Raw genomic sequence first — 18,321 nt, forward strand, 5'->3', positions numbered from 1 at the left:
TCAACTAATGACAAATTTTCACTTTTGAAAATTAGGCAAGCATTTTGACTTGCTTATTGCCAATAATCAACAGACCATGAGTTTTTTTAAAAAAATATTTTCTTCAGAAAAAAAGGAAACTTTAGATAAGGGCCTTGAAAAGTCCAAAACTTCATTTTTAAATAAATTAAGCAAAGCTGTAGCCGGAAAGTCCAAAGTAGATGATGATGTTTTGGATAATCTTGAAGAAGTATTGGTAACAAGTGACGTGGGTGTAAATACGACGCTTAAGGTCATTGAACGTATTGAAGAACGAGTATCTAAAGATAAATATCTTGGTACCGATGAGCTTAATCAAATCCTTAGAGAAGAAATTGCGGCCTTGTTGAGTGAAACCAACTATGGAGAAGCCACCGAATTTGTTGTTCCTGAAAATAAGAAACCTTATGTTATGATGGTGGTAGGTGTCAATGGTGTTGGAAAAACCACAACCATTGGTAAATTGGCTTACCAATTTAAGAAGAAAGGATTGAAGGTTGTCTTAGGTGCCGCAGATACGTTTAGGGCAGCCGCTATTGATCAACTTCAGGTATGGGCAGATAGGGTAGATGTACCAATTGTAAAGCAAGCCATGGGAAGTGATCCGGCATCGGTTGCTTTTGATACCTTACAAAGCGCGGTCAACCAAAATGCTGATGTCGTTATAATAGATACGGCAGGTCGTTTGCACAACAAAGTGAATTTGATGAACGAGCTCACCAAAGTGAAGCGCGTGATGCAAAAAGTGGTGGGTGATGCACCTCATGATGTTCTACTTGTTTTGGATGGTTCTACAGGTCAAAATGCCTTTGAACAGGCCAAACAATTCACCGCAGCAACAGAGGTTACCTCATTAGCTGTCACCAAGTTGGATGGAACTGCTAAAGGTGGTGTGGTGATAGGAATTTCTGATCAATTTAAAATCCCAGTTAAATATATTGGTGTGGGTGAAGGAATTGAAGATCTTCAAGTTTTCAATAAGTTTGAATTTGTAGATTCATTTTTCAAGTAAAGAATTTTGTATCTTTAAAGGAATAGTTGCTTATGTCATCTCATTCCATATATCATAACTTCATTATTAAAGCTCCCCAAAAAGAGGTGTTTGACGCTGTGTCACAACCACAACATTTGGATAATTGGTGGCCTCTAAAAAGTTCTGGCGAACCAAAACTGGGGACAACCTACAATTTGAATTTTACTGATGCGTATGATTGGTATGGTGAAGTAGTGGTTTGTGAACCAAATAATTCTTTCCATATTAAAATGACCAAGAGTGACAAGGATTGGGATCCTACTACTTTTGGATTTGATTTACAAGAACACGACCAAGGAACCTATGTCAGGTTTAGTCATGTCAATTGGCCCGAGATGAATGATCACCTAAAATTTTCTTCGTTTTGTTGGGGCATGTTACTCAACGGACTTAAAGACTATCTTGAAAAAGGCACCGTAATTCCTTTTGAAAATAGAAACTAACTACTGAATCACCGCATTTATCTTTTCCCATAAGTCATTGTCAAAATTAGATAAGGCAAAATTACTGTCATCGGCAGATTCTCCCATTCTTATAATGACCAATTGCTCACTGGGAACAACATATATCTTTTGGTCATTTTTCCCTAGACCAGCATACATATCGGCTGGTGCATTAGGAATAAGCTCTCCTGGAAATTCTAATTGCGATTGAGGCAGATGAAAACTAGACTTACCATTTAACCACCATAAATACCCGTAAGCTAAATTAATGTCTTGTGAGGTGTTGGTCGCTTGTTGTAAATAGGATTCTGAAACGATTTGTTCATCCTCCCATTTTCCATTGGCATAAATCATTAGTCCAAACCTAGCCATACTTCGAGTATTGCTGAAATAGACATTTAAATTGTCTAGATCAATCCAACTTCCCGTCATGCCAATTTTATTTTTCAATTGATTTTCAAAATAGGTGTCCCAATTTTGGTTTGTGGCAGCTGCAACCACATCTTGAATTTTCACATAAACATTGTGGTAGGCCCATCGGCTACCAGCGTCTGCCAGGTATTGCAAGTTTTCTGAAGAGACGTCATCACCCAAACTGTCATCTAGACCCGAGGTCATGGTAAGTAGGTGCTTGTTGGTTATTAAATTTTCTTTTTCCAAAGGGGCACTAGTCCAACCAGTTCCCAAGTAATTGGAAACAGGTGTTTCAATATTTAAAAAACCTTGATCTTGTGCGATGCCGGCAACCGTTGCAGATAGGGTTTTACCGGCACTTGCCCAATACCAAGGTGTTGCTGCTTGGTGACCATTCATGTAAGCTTCCAGCACTATTTTACCATGGTGGAGCATGATAAAGCTTTTGGTGTTTTTTTCTTCTAAAAAATCTAACAAGGGTTGAATTTGACTGTCATCATATCCCAATGAAGTTGGAGGTATAGATTCCCATTCTTCAGAATTCAAAGGAGGGAAATAAAGATCTTGAGTATCGGGAAGATTGTTTTCTGGGTCTGTATTGGGCGCGTCGTCAGACGATTGACAACCAAATACATACAGAGATAAGATTAAAGATAGGTAGATAAGGCGCTTCATAACAATGTTTTACATTTAGATGTATAAAAATATAAAAGGTTTAATTAAGGTTGTATCTTTGCATCCTTAAAATTTATTATGAGAACCAAGTCACTTAAAAAGAATAAAATCAATGTGGTAACCTTAGGCTGTAGTAAAAATGTTTACGACAGTGAGGTTTTGATGGGACAATTAAAGGCAAGTGGGAAGGAAGTTGTTCATGAGGAAGAGGGAAATGTCGTCGTTATAAATACCTGTGGTTTTATTAATAATGCCAAGGAAGAGAGCGTCAACACCATTTTGGAGTTTATGCAGAAAAAGGAAGCAGGTGAGGTGGATAAGGTTTTTGTGACCGGTTGTTTAAGTGAACGCTATAAGCCAGACTTACAAAAGGAAATTCCAAATGTGGACCAATATTTTGGTACCACCGAACTTCCTCAATTATTAAAGGCACTTGGAGCAGATTACAAACATGAGTTGATTGGGGAGCGCTTGACAACCACTCCAAAAAACTATGCCTATTTGAAAATTGCCGAGGGTTGTGACCGTCCGTGTAGTTTCTGTGCGATTCCGCTTATGAGAGGAAAGCACAAAAGCACACCTATTGAAGATTTGGTCATTGAAGCAGAAAAATTGGCAGCAAGTGGCGTTAAGGAGTTGATACTGATTGCACAGGATTTAACATATTATGGCCTGGATCTTTATAAAAAGCGCAATTTAGCTGAGTTATTGGAAGCTTTGGTAAAAGTGGAAGGAATTGAATGGATTCGCTTGCATTATGCCTTCCCTACGGGATTTCCAATGGATGTATTGGAAGTCATGAACCGTGAGGAGAAAGTGTGTAATTATATTGATATTCCTCTACAACATATTTCTGATCACATCTTAAAAAGTATGAGACGTGGTACCACCAAAGAGAAGACTACCAAACTGCTTCAAGAATTTAGAAAGGCAGTTATAGGAATGACCATAAGAACGACTTTAATTGTTGGATACCCGGGGGAAACTGAAGAGGATTTTCAAGAATTGAAACAATGGGTTCAAGATATGCGTTTTGAGCGTTTGGGTTGTTTTACCTATTCTCATGAGGAAAACACACATGCTTTTAATTTAGAAGATGATGTGCCAGAAGAAGTTAAGCAAGATCGCGCCAATGAGATTATGGAGATTCAATCACAAATTTCTTGGGAATTGAATCAGGAAAAAATTGGTCAAGAATTTAAGGTGGTAATAGACAGAAAAGAGGGGAATTATTTTGTAGGAAGAACCGAATTTGATTCGCCAGATGTCGATAACGAAGTGTTAATCGATGCTTCAACAACTTATTTGAAAACAGGAGAATTTACCAAGGTGAAAATTACGGATGCCGCTGATTTTGATTTGTATGCAGAGGTAGTGGCTTAAATTCTAATGATATTATATGAAAGAAGTCCATCCTCAGGATGGACTTCTTTATTTTAAACCAATTCGTTTACTAGTTCTGAATTTTTTTAATGTCCACCCTCAGTAGGCTCCACATTAATTCCTAATTTTTTAATCAAGGTTCCTACACTCAAGCCTTGTACAACGATTGAAAATACCACCACGGCATAGGTAATCACTAAAAACAAATCACGGTGCATATCTTGAGAAAGCGACAAAGCCAAGGCGATGGATATTCCTCCCCGTAATCCGCCCCAAGTCATCACCAAATTGGTGTTAGGAACAAAATCAAGTTTTTTCTTTAAAGCATTTACCGGAATCAATAGAGATAGAAACCTTGAAGCCAACACTATAGGAATCATTAATATGCCCGCAAGAACGTAGTTTTTTTCAACAGATAGAATTAAGATTTCCAATCCTATTAATACGAATAAGATATTGTTTAAAAGAACGTCAATAAGCTCCCAAAACTTATCCACATAGGTTTCGGTGATTTCAGACATGGTATGTTTTCTAACGGTGTCATTACCTACAATTAAGCCAGCTGTGACCATAGCCAAAGGGGCAGATACATGTAATTGTTGTGCGATAACCGTACCCAACATCACTGCAGCTAACGTTATAATCACTTCTATATCATAATTATCAATAGACTTCATGAGTCGGTAACTTATAAACCCTAAAACACCACCTAATAAAATACCACCAAATACTTCTTCAACAAATAGGAGCAACACTTCGCCAACTTCAATATCGGTTCCTCCAGAAGCAATTTTGAAAATGGTTAGAAATACAACAACACCCACACCATCATTGAACAGCGATTCACCTACGATTTTGGTTTCCAATTTTTTTGGAGCACCTGCTTGTTTTAATATACCCAAAACAGCAATGGGATCGGTGGGGGAAATTAGGGCGCCAAAAAGTAAGCAGTATATAAATGGGATATTAAAATCCAATAATGCCAGTAAGCCATAGGTCAAACCACCTATCAAAAATGTGGAAGTAACAACGCCTAACGTAGAGAATAATAATATCGGCCAGCGTTGTACTTTTAGTTGTTCGAAATTGGTATGTAAAGCTCCGGCAAACAACAGAAAGCTCAACATGACGTCCATTAGAACTGTTTCAAAATCAATTTGTTTCACAAAATTTGTTTCCGCATCTAGTATGGTATCATCAAAATAGCCTACCAAAAAGGCAAAAAAGGTAAAGATGATGGTCACAAGCATGAGACCAATGGTATTGGGTAATTTAATAAATCGAGTATTGATATAACCGAATACGGCTGACAGGGAAACCAGAATGGCCGCGATGATATAGATATTCATAAAAGTGATAAGTTACTCTCTAAAAATAAGGGATAAATTTTTGGAATAGTAAATATTTTTAGAAAAAGGTTTTTCAATAGCTGGTAAAAAATCGAAATCTAATTGAGAAATAAAGTTGTAGTAGGGTTACTCAAATTTAGTAATGACTTTATTTTTTTTGGTGAGTAGCATATTAATTCTACTTAGATCTCTCCAGTGCTGTAATAATACCTTGTCCCCAAAATTCATTGTTCTTATAGGAGCGTTGCTTCCCACAGTACAGGTCATTAGCTTTTTTGGGGAATTGTTGGAGTCGTCTAGGTAATAAAAGGACTGTTCATCTATAAATAATAAAGCAAAGTTTTGATTGGGAAATAAATGATAGTAGTAATCCTTAATTTCATAAACTGGTGTCCGCTTCTCATAATTTTTATACTCAAAAAAGAAAGTATTGTTACTCCAATATATTTCCATTCCATAATGCTTTCTTAAGATAATAGGAATTCTTTCTGAGATAATATCTTTAATACTTTTTGAGCTTTCAGCATTAAAGATTACCTCAATTAATTTTTCGTTTGTGGCTATTACAACCAGTGGTTCTAGAAGAACTTTATCCTCATAAACATTATAACCCATAGTTGTTTTTATGATTTGTTTGCTAAGGTTCTGGTGGTTAAGAATACTGTATTCCACTAGATGTAAAATTTTGACTATGTCAACACTATCTGCATAAATCCTAACAGAAAGTCCTTGGTGATTAGAAGGAATAGGATCCTCTAAATTAAGGCCATATGCCAGTTTATAGTTAGAATTATTGGGTTCCAATAAATATAAATTATCCTTGAAATTATCAGTGTAATCATGAATGTATTCAATAAGTAAGGTGTCCTGATATTGCAACCTCGAAGCTAATTTTTCAGACAATTGACCTATTATTTGAATTTTATCTATTTCAGAATAGTTAAAACCAGTTTTCATATAAATTTTGATATTGCCATAGTTTTTGGCAATAACTTTATCTTTATGAGCGCAAAGATTTGTTGATATTAAAAGAAAAATGAAAATTATTTTAAATTGCATAGGCATTTACTGAAATGCTAGACTTTATTTCTTCTTTCTCCTATCCATCATCAAACCAAATGAAATGCCTATGGCAATTCCAATGGCTAGTCCAACACTTGTTTGATCAAAGAGAGAGCCAATAAGGGTGCCTAATCCAACGCCTAGAGCGACACCTAGCCCCATATATTTGTTTTTCATGTGATGTTAATTTCTCATAATAATAAGAAATTACACCCATACAACCTAATTTGAATATCTACTGAACAAACTTTATACCCACCGTAATGATGTTAGAATTAAAGGATGTGTTTCTGTCGTAATGATAGTATTTTAAGTCGATGCTTTTTAAACCAAACTTCCAAATATGTGCCTTGGTGAAAATATCGGTGTATGAGACTCCAAAACCGTATTGGTTGGCCGAATATTTGGAAAGGTCATAATCTGAGGTATAATAGTTTTGAGTGGATAAATGGGTTTCGTATGGTGCAAAATAATCAGCGGCGGTTTGATTGTAATAGCGATATGAAGGGTAAAGCGTAAATTTATCTGATATCTTAACTGGCACTTCCAAACTGGCGGTATGTGAACTGATTCCCCAATCATCAGAATAATAGCGGTAATAGGTACGCAGTACCAGGAATTCATTGATGAAGTAGTGCAAACGGCCACCAACGGCTATTTTGAATCGCGAATCCGGTAATTGTTCGATATCGTCGGCTAATTGAAAATTCTCAATATAGGAATTGGCTACATCGGCAAAGTAAACCCTTTGGAAAGGCGTTCCTAATTGGCCTTGTTGTTTTACCACATCCAAAGCGATGGATCCTTGCATATTTTTTGACAATATCTGTGAAAAGTTCAATCCACCGGAATAGGAGTTTCGTCCCTTGCTATCTATTTCATGTAAAGAGGGGGCATAATCTGGATTACCTGTAATGATGCGACCCTGATAAAATTCATCATTCAAACCTGGTCCGTTATCAGCAAATGGCCTTAATTCATAAGGGTATAGGATTTTCCAAGTATCTAGATAGACACTAGCATGTAAACTCAGTTCGGTATTTTTCTCGTTAAATAATTTGGTGATGCTTCCACCAAATCCCAAAGAGAAATAATCAAATTCTGAGGCTACCGATACTTTTCCTGAATAAATGGTATTTCTATCATCTGAAGAATGACTGTAACCAATATTTCCGTTAACCCAAATGTCGCCAGAGGATGCTCCAGAACTTGCGGTGAAGGGATCTGCCGGATCGTTACTGTCAAATGGATTGATATTACTTGACGAAGCAGAAGTATATGCTGAAATTCCGGCATCAATAGTCAGTACATCATCATCATTAAGTGGAATTGACACAATGATGGTTCCTGTTGCATCGGTAAGTTCTTCGGTTCCGATACCTCCTGAAACGGCGGCATTGTCTCCGTCTTGACTGTAGTAGCTGCTTAAGATATCCACTTCAGTACTTTCAAGAACCCTTTTTTTGTAAACTCTTGTAGAATCTGAAACGGGCGAGTTTTGTGCTTGTACAACTCTTCCAAATCCCAGACTGATTACAGAGGTAAATATGAGAGATTTAATTGTCATCTTTTTTTGAATTAAGGTTAATTACATCCGCAACCGCCTCCTGTTTTTCCTCCGTTGGCTCCAGAAGCGGCTTCCCTGTAGGAGTGGAAGGTGGTCACGTTACGATCTGCAGGTTTGTCCGAAAGGGCCATATCTGGATCGTTGATGTTGATTTTTTCATATTCCTTAACGGTCATGCAAGAAGTGACAGTTGAAAGAATAACAATAGCAAGACCTAATTTTTTCATAGCTACTAATTAATTTTAATGTTATTTGAGGTAAAAACATGGCCGTTTTCGTCCACGATAATACATTCAATTTGTGGTAATTGATTGATTCGATTTAATCCAACTTCTTTTCCCATAACAAAAATGGAAGTTGCTAAGGCATCAGCCAGTTCGGCTTTGGGTGCAAATACGGTAGCACTTATAATACCTGTGGCAGGGTACCCAGTTCTGGGGTCAATAATATGGGTATATCTGATACCATTGAAGGTGACATATTTTTCATAATTCCCAGAAGTTACGACAGCTCCATGCTCGATTGGCAATAGTCCAAACGCTTTATCTTTGTCCATGGGGTTGGTGATAGCCACTTGCCATGGCTCTCCATTGGGTTGTTTTCCCCAAGTATTCATATCGCCAGAGGCATTGATGATTCCAGACGCAACGCCTTTACTCATTAATAAATTTTTGGCTACATCTGCGGCATAGCCTTTTCCTATAGCGCCAAAGCCAATTTTCATCCCCTCTTGATCCAGGTAAACCGAAAGCTCCTTTTCATTCAAAACGATGTGCTGATAACCCACTTTTGAAACCGAATTTTTAATGGCTTCCGGGGAAGGCATCTCGGTCATGCTACCATCAAACTTCCAGATTTTATCCATGGAAGCATAGGTGATATCAAAGGCGCCATCAGTAATTTTTGATATCCCAATAGCCCGTTTGATCAAGTCAAATAACTCTTTGTCCACCTGAACAGGTTCTATCCCTGCCATGGCATTGATTTTGGATGTTTGGGATTTTGGGTCCCATGAGGAAATCAGTTTTTCAATCCGACTCATTTCATCAACAGCCAGATCTATATATTGGTCTGCCTCGTTTTGAGAGTTGGCCACTACAGTAATTTCAAAGCGGCTTCCCATCAATTTCAAAACCCTTTTGAAAGGTGTCTGGGCTTGCAGGGAGGTAGCCAATAAAATTACGAACCCGATGAGAACAAGTTTTCTCAATGATATGATTCTAAAAGTTTTATAAATTCTTTGGGTGTTGTTTTTTGGTAGCCCGTACTTCCTTTGACCAGACCTTTTTCATCTAATACTAAAACATAAGGGAAAAATCCATTGGGATTGTACCTTTCAGCCAATTCACCATTTTGTTTTTGCAATTCTGGAGAAAGGGTATTCTTTTTTTTCCGTGGAAAGTCTGCCTTGAGCATGACAAAATGATCTTTGGAATACGATTTAAATTCTTCGGTACTCCAAATTTCTTTATCTAATTTGATACAAGGAGCACACCAATCTGATCCTTGAAATACAAGAACAATTGGTTTATGTTCTTTAGCTGCTAAACTCTTTGCTTGGGTAAAATTGGTCATCCAGTTTTGACCGATTGTCATTTGGGTTGCTAAAAAGAAAAAGCAACCAATCCATATGTGTTTCATGAGGATGAAATTAATACATATCAAACGTAACTTGTGTAACATGTATTACATTAAAAATAAGTTTGTTGGTAATTTATAATCATATCAGATAAAAATAAGTATTAGAAGTATAATATGTAGGTTTATTTAGAACGGTATTTAATTAATAGCTTATTAACGTTTAGGTCTTTTCTACCTCTTTGAAATTCCGTAAATTAAAGGTGTTTTATGAGGTTTATATCGATATAAATTTTATTGATTGAAAATTAGATTTCATAAGAATTGATTATTATAATTTTAAGAAACATAAACTAAAACATATTAAATATGGGAAATCATATGCATTCAAATGGGCATGATCAAGGAAATGCCTGGGAAGTTAATGAGTCAAGTGCCAAATGCCCATTTTCTGGGGCAGCGCCTCAAAAAGCCGCTGGTGGAGGAACTCGAAACCGAGATTGGTGGCCTAACCAATTGCGAGTGAATATTCTACGTCAGTTTTCTGAACTGTCCAATCCAATGGATAAAGATTTTAATTATAAAGAAGCTTTTGAAAGTTTGGATTATGATGCATTAAAGAAAGATTTGAATGATTTGATGACCGATTCACAAGATTGGTGGCCTGCAGATTTTGGACATTATGGAGGACTTTTTATTAGAATGGCTTGGCACAGTGCCGGAACCTATAGAATTGGTGATGGTAGAGGTGGAGCAGGAGCTGGACAGCAACGTTATGCACCTCTGAACAGTTGGCCAGACAATGCTAATCTAGATAAAGCACGAAGATTGTTGTGGCCCATCAAACAAAAGTATGGTAATAAGATTTCTTGGGCAGATCTAATGATTTTAGCTGGGAATGTGGCGTTAGAGAGCATGGGCTTCAAAACCTTTGGATTTGGTGGCGGTCGTGAAGATGTGTGGGAACCAGAAGAAGATGTGTATTGGGGTTCTGAAAAGGAGTGGCTAGGTGATAAACGTTATTCTGGTGAGAGAGATTTGGAAGACCCATTAGCAGCTGTGGTTATGGGATTGATTTATGTAGATCCTGAAGGGCCTAATGGAAATGGTGATCCGCTTTCAGCAGCAATTGATATTAGGGAAACATTTAAAAGAATGGCCATGAATGATGAAGAAACCGTTGCTTTAATTGCAGGCGGACATTCCTTTGGGAAAACACATGGAATGGCTGATCCAAGTAAATATGTGGGAGCTGAACCAGAAGCCGCTGCTATAGAAGAAATGGGATTTGGATGGAAAAGTAGCTTTCAAACAGGAAGTGGAAAAGATGCTATTACCGGCGGACCAGAAGTGACCTGGACTCAAACGCCTACACAATGGAGTAATTTTTTCTTCAAGAATTTATTTGAAAATGAATGGGAGCTGACCAAAAGTCCAGCTGGTGCTAAACAATGGGTAGCTAAAAGTACAGAGGAAAGTATACCAGATGCTTTTGATCCAAATAAAAAGCACCGTCCAACCATGTTGACTACAGATTTGTCCTTAAGGTTTGACCCAGAATATGAAAAAATATCTAGAAGATTCTATGAAAACCCAGATGAGTTTGCCGATGCCTTTGCTAGAGCATGGTTTAAATTAACTCATAGAGATATGGGCCCTGTAGAACGATATTTAGGTCCAGAAGTGCCACAAGAAGAATTAATTTGGCAAGATCCCGTGCCTGAAGTTAATCACGATTTGATCACAAGTGATGATGCAGAATCACTTAAATCAAAAATTTTAGAAAGCGGTTTGTCCGTTTCGGAATTGGTTGGTTCTGCTTGGGCTTCTGCTTCAACATTTAGAGGTTCAGATAAACGTGGGGGGTCTAATGGCGCTAGAGTTCGACTGGCACCTCAGAAAGATTGGACAGTAAATAATCCGGCACAATTATCTAAAGTGTTGGGTGTTTTAGAAGGTGTTCAAAAAGAGTTTAACGATTCCCAAGTTGGTAATAAAAAGGTGTCACTGGCCGATTTGATTATTCTTGCTGGTAATGCAGGGGTGGAAAAAGCTGCTAAGAATGCAGGTAAAAATGTGTCAGTGCCATTTACCCCGGGTAGAATGGATGCGTCTCAAGAACAGACTGATGTTGAGGCTTTTGATTATCTAGAGCCATTTGCAGATGGATTTAGAAGTTACAGAGGGACCAAGTTTCCTGTTAGTTCAGAGGAATTGTTGATTGATAAAGCGCAACTTCTAACTTTAACAGCTCCTGAGCTTACTGCTTTGATGGGAGGATTAAAGGTCATTAATATTAATTATGACGGATCCAGCCATGGTGTATTAACAAATAGTCCAGGAACTTTAACCAATGACTATTTTGTGAATATCTTGGATATGGGTACCAAATGGAGCGCTATTTCTGAGGACAATGAGTTGTTTGAAGGAAAAGATAGAGCCACAGGAGAAAAGAAATGGACTGGAACCAGAGCTGATTTAATTTTTGGATCTAATTCTGAATTGCGGGCATTGACCGAAGTTTATGCCAGTGCAGATGCCAAAGACAAATTTGTAAATGATTTTGTAGAAGCATGGGCGAAAGTCACTGACTTAGGAAGGTATTAATTGAAAACTAGTTTAATAAAATAAAAAAGAGGCTGTCATGAATTTTGACGGCCTCTTTTCAGTTTTTGGTAAGTATTGAAATTAGTTTTTAGCCATTTTTTTACTGATTTTTTCAATGGCTGATTCTATAGACTTTTCAGGTTCGATAATATTGTACTCTCCCCAAAACTCGGGATCAGAAAATCCAGAGGCTTCTTCCATTAAAATCATGCTAGGTTTAAAGCTTTCGCCAGAAGACAATCTTTTAGAAGCATCTTCTTTCCAATCGGTAATGGCCATTTCACTATTAAGCGAATACCTACTATTAAATAATTTTCCTTTCCAATCGACCACAAACATGAGTTGCACATTACTATATCTGTAATGCCACTTTCCATTATGTGTTCTGTAGTCTACACGATAGGCGGCTTCCTTAGGATAAACGTCAACCCTTGCTGGCTTTTTCTTGACAAAGAGCTTACTCGCTTCTTTCTCATCTTCCACATTTAAATTATAGACGGCACTTACTAAGGCATAATTTTCAGTGTCTATAAAGAGCTTACCATAATAAAGAGGAGAATCGACCTCAGGTTTTTGCTTGAAGTTGACCACGAAAACATTTTGATCATTGATTTGAGTAGAATTATCAAAACTGAAATCATAGTATTTCATCGTGTCAAAATCAAAAATAAACTCGTTGTATTTAATCATATCAACATACAGGGTGCTAAAAGGGCCACCTTGAAGTTTAAGAGCCAAGGTGTCTAACCTCGAGTAATCTACATCTTTTCTGGACTTAATGACTTTTACTTTGTCCTTTTTATTGGAATTGTAGGGTTGTTTGTATATTTCTACAACGGCCTCTGATAGGGAGGCATTTTTGCGACGTTTTTTAATGGTTTCCCTATAAAAACCTGTCATAATATTTTGTTGGTTGATGTAGTTTTCACCTTTCTTTTTCAAAGTAGCCTCAACCAAAGCTAATGCTGTTTCTGGTCTGTTGATGACCACTTCACTTAGTTCTGAAACGGAAGGTTCTAAATAGATTTTAGAATTGTTTTTAAATTCAGTTAAGCTTAATTCTTTCTTGGTATAGCCCAAGAATGAAATTTCAATGATACCATTGCTTTGGTCCTTTGGAACTTTTAACATAAACTCACCTTCAGTATTGGTGATGGTGCTTATATTGGTTCCTTTCAAAGTGATATCTGCAAAAGTGAGCGGATCTTTAGTTTTGGCATCATAAACACTTCCTTTGTATTCGTCATAATTTTGTTGAATTAAGGTTGTGTTTTCAGTTGAAAAAGCAGAAACATTAAAATAACATGCCGAAAGTAAAAAGGCAGCTAGAAGGAGCAACGATTTGGGGAAATGTGAAGTTACGCGTAAAGTTTTCATGAGACTTCATAGATTATTAGTTTTGTCTACCTAATTTTCTTTTGATAAGATACGGAATTTTTCTGAATTTGATAATGTTTTTAGGTTTTCGTTTGCAATTCAATAATATAAAGATGTAATCCTGTCAAATAGATAAAGGTATTCTCTTAACTTATTTTTTAGAATTCTCAAATTGGAATAGCCGTATATTTACAGAAATTTTGAATTATTATATGCCAACCGACTGTATTTCCTTTAAAGAGAGCAATTATTTTTCTGATTTAATAAACGATTATCTAGACCAAAAGGAAGAATTAAAACACTTTTACAATCATTTCCCAAGTAAAGAGAATTTTTCAAAACAAATTGAAGAAAAGCAATTAAACTACCCAATTGAAAGCAGACGGATTTTACTTGAATCATTAAATAGGCAATATAAGGGTTTGAACATATCAGAACAGACCCAGCAAAATATAACTGCCTTAGGAAATGAAAATACTTTTACAATTACAACAGGGCATCAATTAAATTTATTCACAGGACCCTTATATTTTTTATATAAAATCATTTCAACGATTAATCTGTGTAAAGAATTAATAGAGACCTACCCAAATTATAATTTTGTTCCTATTTATTGGATGGCTTCAGAAGATCATGATTTTGAAGAAATCAATTACTTCAATTTTGATGGTAAAAAAATAAAGTGGGATAGAGCATCTAGTGGCGCTGTGGGTGAATTGCGTTTGGATGGTGTAGACCAAGTTTTTGAGGTATTCTCAAATCAATTGAACTCTAGTAAAAATGCAACGTATCTAAAAAAGCTGTTTCAAAATGCCTATTTGGAAAGCAGCAGTTTGGCAGATGCTACTAGATACTTGGCTAATGAGTTGTTTTCTGAATACGGTTTGGTGATTATCGATGCCAATAGTCATGAGTTAAAAAACTTGTTTGTTCCTTACATGAAAAAGGAGCTATTGGAGCAGTCCTCTTTTCAAGAAGTTTCAAAAACAAATGAATCCATCAATCAATTACCCAAAAATTATAAGATTCAGGTAAATCCACGTGAAATCAATTTATTCTATATTCATGGAGGAATACGCGAACGTATTGTAGAGCAGGAAGGTACTTATTCTGTTTTGGAAACCAATATGTCGTGGGATAAAGATGGTATTTTAAATGAACTTGAAAACTATCCTGAAAGATTTAGTCCTAATGTTATTTTAAGACCATTGTACCAAGAAGTAATCCTTCCTAATTTATGTTATATTGGAGGTGGTGGTGAACTAGCTTATTGGTTTCAGTTGAAGTCTAATTTTGATAAAAATCAAGTGGTATTTCCTGTTCTTTTACTTAGGAACTCTGTTTTAATCACCAACAAAAAGCAGCGCCTTAAGTTGGATAAACTTAATCTCAAGATTCAGGATTTATTTTTAAAACAGTCTGAATTAAAAACAAAATTAACCAAGCAGCTTTCCGAGGTTGATATCGACTTTTCTGAGCAAAAGCAGTTTCTTCAAAAGCAATTTGAAGAGCTTTATAAAGTAGCTCAGAAAACAGACCCTTCGTTTATTGGAGCGGTAGGAGCACAAGAACGAAAACAAATAAAAGGTCTGGAGCATTTGGAGAAAAGACTTTTAAAAGCCCAGAAAAGAAAATGGCATGATGTTTTGGATAGGGCTTCTAACCTGCAAAATGAACTTTTTCCTAGCCAAAGTCTTCAAGAACGTCAAGCCAATTTTTCAGAGTTTTATTTGGAGTATGGAGACCAATTAATCCAACAGTTAGTGTTAAATTTGCAACCTCTGTCAGGTGAGTTTTTAATACTAAACTTAGATTAAGCATGCACAAAATAGATTTTAATTTGGTAGCCATGACCTTAGACGTCATGAAATACGCTATTGATAGAATTACCGTCGCCGACCAACCCATAGGTCATCCCAAATCAGAAAAAGAACTAAAATCTTTAGTGGGTGAAACCATTACCGAAAAAGGGATTGGGGGAGAAAATGCCTTTAATCTATGGAAAGAACATTTATCTAAAGCCAATGTACCTGTCGATCATCCTAGGCATTTGGCCTTCGTTCCAGCATCGCCCTCGAGAGCAGCGGTTATGTTTGATTTGGTGACTTCGGCCTCTTGTATTCATGGAGCCTATTGGATGGAAGGAGCTGGTGGTATTTATTGTGAAAATGAAGCCATGAGGTGGATAGTTTCTTTAACAGGTTTGCCTGAAGGTGCCTTTGGAGTTTTTACCAGTGGTGGTACAGCTGCTAATTTATCGGCAATAGTAACAGCAAGAGAAAGTTGGAGGCAGAAGGAAGAATTTAAAGGCGAAAAAGGATTGATCATTACCTCTATAGGAGCGCATTCATCTATTAAAGCTATGGCCAAGGTTGCAGATGTTGATATCATGTTGGTTGATTCTGAAGAAAAGCTTTCAGGTAAGGAATTAACTGAAATGATTGATTCACTTTCGGAGGCTGAAAGGAGAAGGTTGTTTGCCGTAGTAGCAACGGGCGGAACAACCAATGCAGGAATTATTGATGAACTTGATGAAATCGCAGATGTCTGTGAGCGTGAAAATTTATGGTTTCATGTTGATGCTGCCTACGGAGGTGGAGCACTGGCGGCTGATTCCGTAAGACATTTGTTTAAAGGAATTGAGAAATCTGATAGTATTACTATTGACCCTCATAAATGGATGTTTTCTCCTTATGATTGTGGAGCTGTCATTTACAAGCAACCAGAACTGGCTAAATTAGCGCATCATCAAGAAGGATCCTATTTGGAAATATTTAATGATGAAGGTGCTATAGGTTTTAACCCTACAGAATATCAAATTCAGTTAACACGCCGTGTGAGAGGATTGCCTTTGTGGTTTTCTTTGGCAATGCATGGAACAAATACTTACAAAGAAGCTATTGAACGTGGATTGGAGCTAGCTCAAATAGCTGGGAAAATGATTGAAGAAATGGATCATGTGGAGCTGGTTAGGGAACCTAGCTTATCCTGTGTATTATTCAGAAGAAAAGACTGGGAGCCTCAAGATTATAGGGAATGGACCTATAAAAACCATAAATCTGGGTTTGCATTGGTGACACCAACTAAGTGGAAATCAAAAAGTGGATTTGAAACTGTTTCCCGTTTTTGTTTTATTAATCCTGATACAACCGAACAAGATATCCAGTTGATATTGGAGTCTATGATATAATTTTAAAAAGTAGCTGGCTATTTCAGCTATAAATTTTAATTTTGCGCATGCAACACAACAAGGTACTTATTTTAGATTTCGGGTCCCAATACACGCAGTTGATTGCCCGAAGAGTTAGAGAACTCAACATTTATTGTGAAATCCACCCGTTCAATAAAGTTCCAGAAGATATTGATGGTTATAAAGCTGTAATCCTTTCAGGAAGTCCTTCATCAGTAAGGTCAGAAGAAGCTCCACACCCAGATCTTTCAAACATTAGAGCAAAAAAACCTTTATTAGGAGTTTGTTATGGAGCACAATATCTAGCACACTTTTCTGGTGGAGAAGTAGCTCCTTCAAATACACGGGAGTATGGTAGAGCAAACTTGTCATTCATTAAAGAAGATGCATTTTTTGAAGGTGTATCAGAAGGAAGTCAGGTATGGATGAGCCATAGTGATACTATTAAACATTTGCCAACTAATGGCGTTCTTCTTGCCAGTACTCACGATGTGGAAAATGCTGCATATAAAATTGAAGGGGAAACAACGTATGCTATTCAATTCCATCCAGAGGTATATCACTCCATGGATGGTAAAAGAATCTTAGAAAACTTTTTAGTTCAAATAGCTGGTGTGAATCAAGACTGGACACCACAATCCTTTGTTGAAGAGACCGTAGAAGAGCTGAAGGAGAAATTAGGAGACGATAAAGTGGTCCTTGGTTTGTCTGGAGGTGTAGATTCTTCTGTGGCTGCTATGTTATTGAATAAGGCAATAGGTGAAAACCTATACTGTATCTTCGTTAATAACGGGTTGCTAAGGAAGAATGAGTTCCAAGATGTTTTGGAACAATACAAAGGAATGGGGTTAAATGTAAAGGGAGTTGATGCTTCGGCACGTTTTTTGGATGCTCTTAAAGGTGAAAGTGACCCAGAAGGAAAAAGAAAAATTATTGGTCGCGTGTTCATTGAAGTTTTTGATGATGAAGCTCATGCTATAAGTGATGTAAAATGGTTGGCTCAAGGAACTATTTATCCAGATGTGATCGAGAGTGTTTCGGCCACTGGAGGTCCAAGTGCTACCATAAAAAGTCACCACAATGTTGGGGGATTGCCAGATTTCATGAAATTGAAGGTTGTAGAACCTCTTAAACTGTTGTTTAAAGATGAAGTAAGACGCGTTGGTGCTTCTATGGGAATGAGTCCAAATTTATTGGGAAGACATCCATTTCCAGGTCCAGGACTTGGAATCAGAATATTGGGGGATATCACTGCCGAGAAAGTGAGAATCCTTCAAGAGGTAGATGCCATTTTTATTAGTAACTTGAAATCATGGGGTCTTTATGATTCTGTGTGGCAAGCTGGAGCCATGTTACTTCCTGTAAATAGTGTGGGTGTGATGGGAGATGAAAGAACTTATGAGAAGTGTGTGGCCTTAAGAGCTGTAGAAAGTACAGATGGAATGACAGCCGATTGGGTTAACTTACCCTATGAGTTTTTGCAAAAGACTTCAAATGAAATCATTAATAAAGTTAAAGGTGTGAATAGAGTAGTATATGATATTAGTTCTAAACCACCGGCAACCATAGAGTGGGAATAGAACGTATATTCATTAAATTTTGAATTACCGGATATTCCATTAACT

General features: G+C 37.0%; 16 protein-coding genes. 7 read left to right on the forward strand and 9 right to left on the reverse strand.

Annotated elements, in window-relative coordinates; all coding sequences use genetic code 11:
* Positions 1 to 76: 76 nt before the first annotated feature.
* Together ftsY and GZ212_RS09945 are read left to right on the forward strand one after the other, a co-directional pair.
* Entirely contained in the window at positions 77 to 1,030 is a 954-nt protein-coding gene (gene ftsY, locus GZ212_RS09940; protein ID WP_166959543.1) for a signal recognition particle-docking protein FtsY, read from the forward strand.
* A gap of 32 nt (positions 1,031 to 1,062) precedes the next feature.
* Complete coding sequence (locus GZ212_RS09945; protein WP_166959546.1) at positions 1,063 to 1,494, forward strand: SRPBCC domain-containing protein; 432 nt, start codon at positions 1,063 to 1,065, stop codon at positions 1,492 to 1,494.
* On the opposite strand, the gene GZ212_RS09950 is transcribed toward GZ212_RS09945, so the two are convergent.
* A complete protein-coding gene (locus tag GZ212_RS09950) occupies positions 1,495 to 2,583 on the reverse strand; it encodes a serine hydrolase (RefSeq protein ID WP_166959549.1) in 1,089 nt (362 codons plus the stop codon).
* A 78-nt stretch (positions 2,584 to 2,661) separates the two neighbouring features.
* Here GZ212_RS09950 and rimO point away from each other — a divergent pair, with 78 nt between their 5' ends.
* Positions 2,662 to 3,966: a 30S ribosomal protein S12 methylthiotransferase RimO gene (gene rimO / locus GZ212_RS09955; RefSeq protein ID WP_166959552.1), complete on the forward strand. Its 1,305-nt coding sequence runs from the start codon at positions 2,662 to 2,664 to the stop codon at positions 3,964 to 3,966.
* Between the two features lie 86 nt (positions 3,967 to 4,052).
* Here the strand turns inward: rimO and GZ212_RS09960 are convergent, their stop codons facing one another.
* The 7 genes from GZ212_RS09960 to GZ212_RS09990 all read right to left on the reverse strand — a co-directional run bounded on the left by GZ212_RS09960 (position 4,053) and on the right by GZ212_RS09990 (position 9,585).
* A complete protein-coding gene (locus GZ212_RS09960; protein WP_166959554.1) occupies positions 4,053 to 5,315 on the reverse strand; it encodes a sodium:proton antiporter in 1,263 nt (420 codons plus the stop codon).
* Between the two features lie 126 nt (positions 5,316 to 5,441).
* Positions 5,442 to 6,272, reverse strand: coding sequence for a hypothetical protein (locus GZ212_RS09965; protein ID WP_166959556.1), 831 nt, complete (start codon positions 6,270 to 6,272; stop codon positions 5,442 to 5,444).
* Between the two features lie 126 nt (positions 6,273 to 6,398).
* Positions 6,399 to 6,554: a hypothetical protein gene (locus tag GZ212_RS09970; RefSeq protein ID WP_166959558.1), complete on the reverse strand. Its 156-nt coding sequence runs from the start codon at positions 6,552 to 6,554 to the stop codon at positions 6,399 to 6,401.
* Positions 6,555 to 6,612: 58 nt separating this feature from the next.
* On the reverse strand, positions 6,613 to 7,944 hold the full coding sequence (locus GZ212_RS09975) for a DUF3570 domain-containing protein (RefSeq protein ID WP_166959560.1): 1,332 nt from the start codon (positions 7,942 to 7,944) through the stop codon (positions 6,613 to 6,615).
* 17 nt (positions 7,945 to 7,961) lie between these two features.
* Complete coding sequence (locus GZ212_RS09980) at positions 7,962 to 8,171, reverse strand: DUF4266 domain-containing protein (protein WP_053972439.1); 210 nt, start codon at positions 8,169 to 8,171, stop codon at positions 7,962 to 7,964.
* Positions 8,172 to 8,176: 5 nt separating this feature from the next.
* Entirely contained in the window at positions 8,177 to 9,154 is a 978-nt protein-coding gene (locus GZ212_RS09985) for an FAD:protein FMN transferase (protein ID WP_240923795.1), read from the reverse strand.
* Positions 9,151 to 9,585: a thioredoxin family protein gene (locus GZ212_RS09990; RefSeq protein ID WP_166959562.1), complete on the reverse strand. Its 435-nt coding sequence runs from the start codon at positions 9,583 to 9,585 to the stop codon at positions 9,151 to 9,153. Before GZ212_RS09990 ends, GZ212_RS09985 begins: the two co-directional genes overlap by 4 nt.
* 306 nt (positions 9,586 to 9,891) lie before the next feature.
* Between GZ212_RS09990 and katG the strand changes: the two genes are divergently transcribed.
* Positions 9,892 to 12,129: a catalase/peroxidase HPI gene (gene katG / locus GZ212_RS09995; protein WP_166959564.1), complete on the forward strand. Its 2,238-nt coding sequence runs from the start codon at positions 9,892 to 9,894 to the stop codon at positions 12,127 to 12,129.
* An 81-nt stretch (positions 12,130 to 12,210) separates the two neighbouring features.
* On the opposite strand, the gene GZ212_RS10000 is transcribed toward katG, so the two are convergent.
* Positions 12,211 to 13,506: a carboxypeptidase-like regulatory domain-containing protein gene (locus GZ212_RS10000; protein WP_166959566.1), complete on the reverse strand. Its 1,296-nt coding sequence runs from the start codon at positions 13,504 to 13,506 to the stop codon at positions 12,211 to 12,213.
* 212 nt (positions 13,507 to 13,718) lie between these two features.
* Between GZ212_RS10000 and bshC the strand changes: the two genes are divergently transcribed.
* From bshC to guaA, 3 genes are read left to right on the forward strand one after another with little or no spacing between them, the layout of a single operon-like run.
* Entirely contained in the window at positions 13,719 to 15,323 is a 1,605-nt protein-coding gene (bshC, locus tag GZ212_RS10005; RefSeq protein ID WP_166959569.1) for a bacillithiol biosynthesis cysteine-adding enzyme BshC, read from the forward strand.
* Between the two features lie 2 nt (positions 15,324 to 15,325).
* Entirely contained in the window at positions 15,326 to 16,696 is a 1,371-nt protein-coding gene (locus GZ212_RS10010; protein ID WP_053972444.1) for an aminotransferase class V-fold PLP-dependent enzyme, read from the forward strand.
* 47 nt (positions 16,697 to 16,743) lie between these two features.
* The gene (gene guaA / locus GZ212_RS10015) at positions 16,744 to 18,276 is read left to right on the forward strand and encodes a glutamine-hydrolyzing GMP synthase (protein WP_166959572.1); all 1,533 of its coding nucleotides are present in this window, start codon (positions 16,744 to 16,746) and stop codon (positions 18,274 to 18,276) included.
* The last annotated feature ends 45 nt before the right edge of the window (positions 18,277 to 18,321 follow it).

Origin of the sequence: Mangrovimonas sp. CR14 (genome assembly GCF_011764015.1) — a bacterium.
GTDB lineage: Bacteria > Bacteroidota > Bacteroidia > Flavobacteriales > Flavobacteriaceae > Mangrovimonas > Mangrovimonas futianensis.

Bases quoted from the DNA above. Each gene is read 5' to 3' on its own strand.
- ftsY (WP_166959543.1), top strand. From the start codon at position 77: ATGAGTTTTTTTAAAAAAATATTTTCTTCAGAAAAAAAGGAAACTTTA.
- GZ212_RS09945 (WP_166959546.1), top strand. From the start codon at position 1,063: ATGTCATCTCATTCCATATATCATAACTTCATTATTAAAGCTCCCCAA.
- GZ212_RS09950 (WP_166959549.1), bottom strand. From the start codon at position 2,583: ATGAAGCGCCTTATCTACCTATCTTTAATCTTATCTCTGTATGTATTT.
- rimO (WP_166959552.1), top strand. From the start codon at position 2,662: ATGAGAACCAAGTCACTTAAAAAGAATAAAATCAATGTGGTAACCTTA.
- GZ212_RS09960 (WP_166959554.1), bottom strand. From the start codon at position 5,315: ATGAATATCTATATCATCGCGGCCATTCTGGTTTCCCTGTCAGCCGTA.
- GZ212_RS09965 (WP_166959556.1), bottom strand. From the start codon at position 6,272: ATGAAAACTGGTTTTAACTATTCTGAAATAGATAAAATTCAAATAATA.
- GZ212_RS09970 (WP_166959558.1), bottom strand. From the start codon at position 6,554: ATGAAAAACAAATATATGGGGCTAGGTGTCGCTCTAGGCGTTGGATTA.
- GZ212_RS09975 (WP_166959560.1), bottom strand. From the start codon at position 7,944: ATGACAATTAAATCTCTCATATTTACCTCTGTAATCAGTCTGGGATTT.
- GZ212_RS09980 (WP_053972439.1), bottom strand. From the start codon at position 8,171: ATGAAAAAATTAGGTCTTGCTATTGTTATTCTTTCAACTGTCACTTCT.
- GZ212_RS09990 (WP_166959562.1), bottom strand. From the start codon at position 9,585: ATGAAACACATATGGATTGGTTGCTTTTTCTTTTTAGCAACCCAAATG.
- katG (WP_166959564.1), top strand. From the start codon at position 9,892: ATGGGAAATCATATGCATTCAAATGGGCATGATCAAGGAAATGCCTGG.
- GZ212_RS10000 (WP_166959566.1), bottom strand. From the start codon at position 13,506: ATGAAAACTTTACGCGTAACTTCACATTTCCCCAAATCGTTGCTCCTT.
- bshC (WP_166959569.1), top strand. From the start codon at position 13,719: ATGCCAACCGACTGTATTTCCTTTAAAGAGAGCAATTATTTTTCTGAT.
- GZ212_RS10010 (WP_053972444.1), top strand. From the start codon at position 15,326: ATGCACAAAATAGATTTTAATTTGGTAGCCATGACCTTAGACGTCATG.
- guaA (WP_166959572.1), top strand. From the start codon at position 16,744: ATGCAACACAACAAGGTACTTATTTTAGATTTCGGGTCCCAATACACG.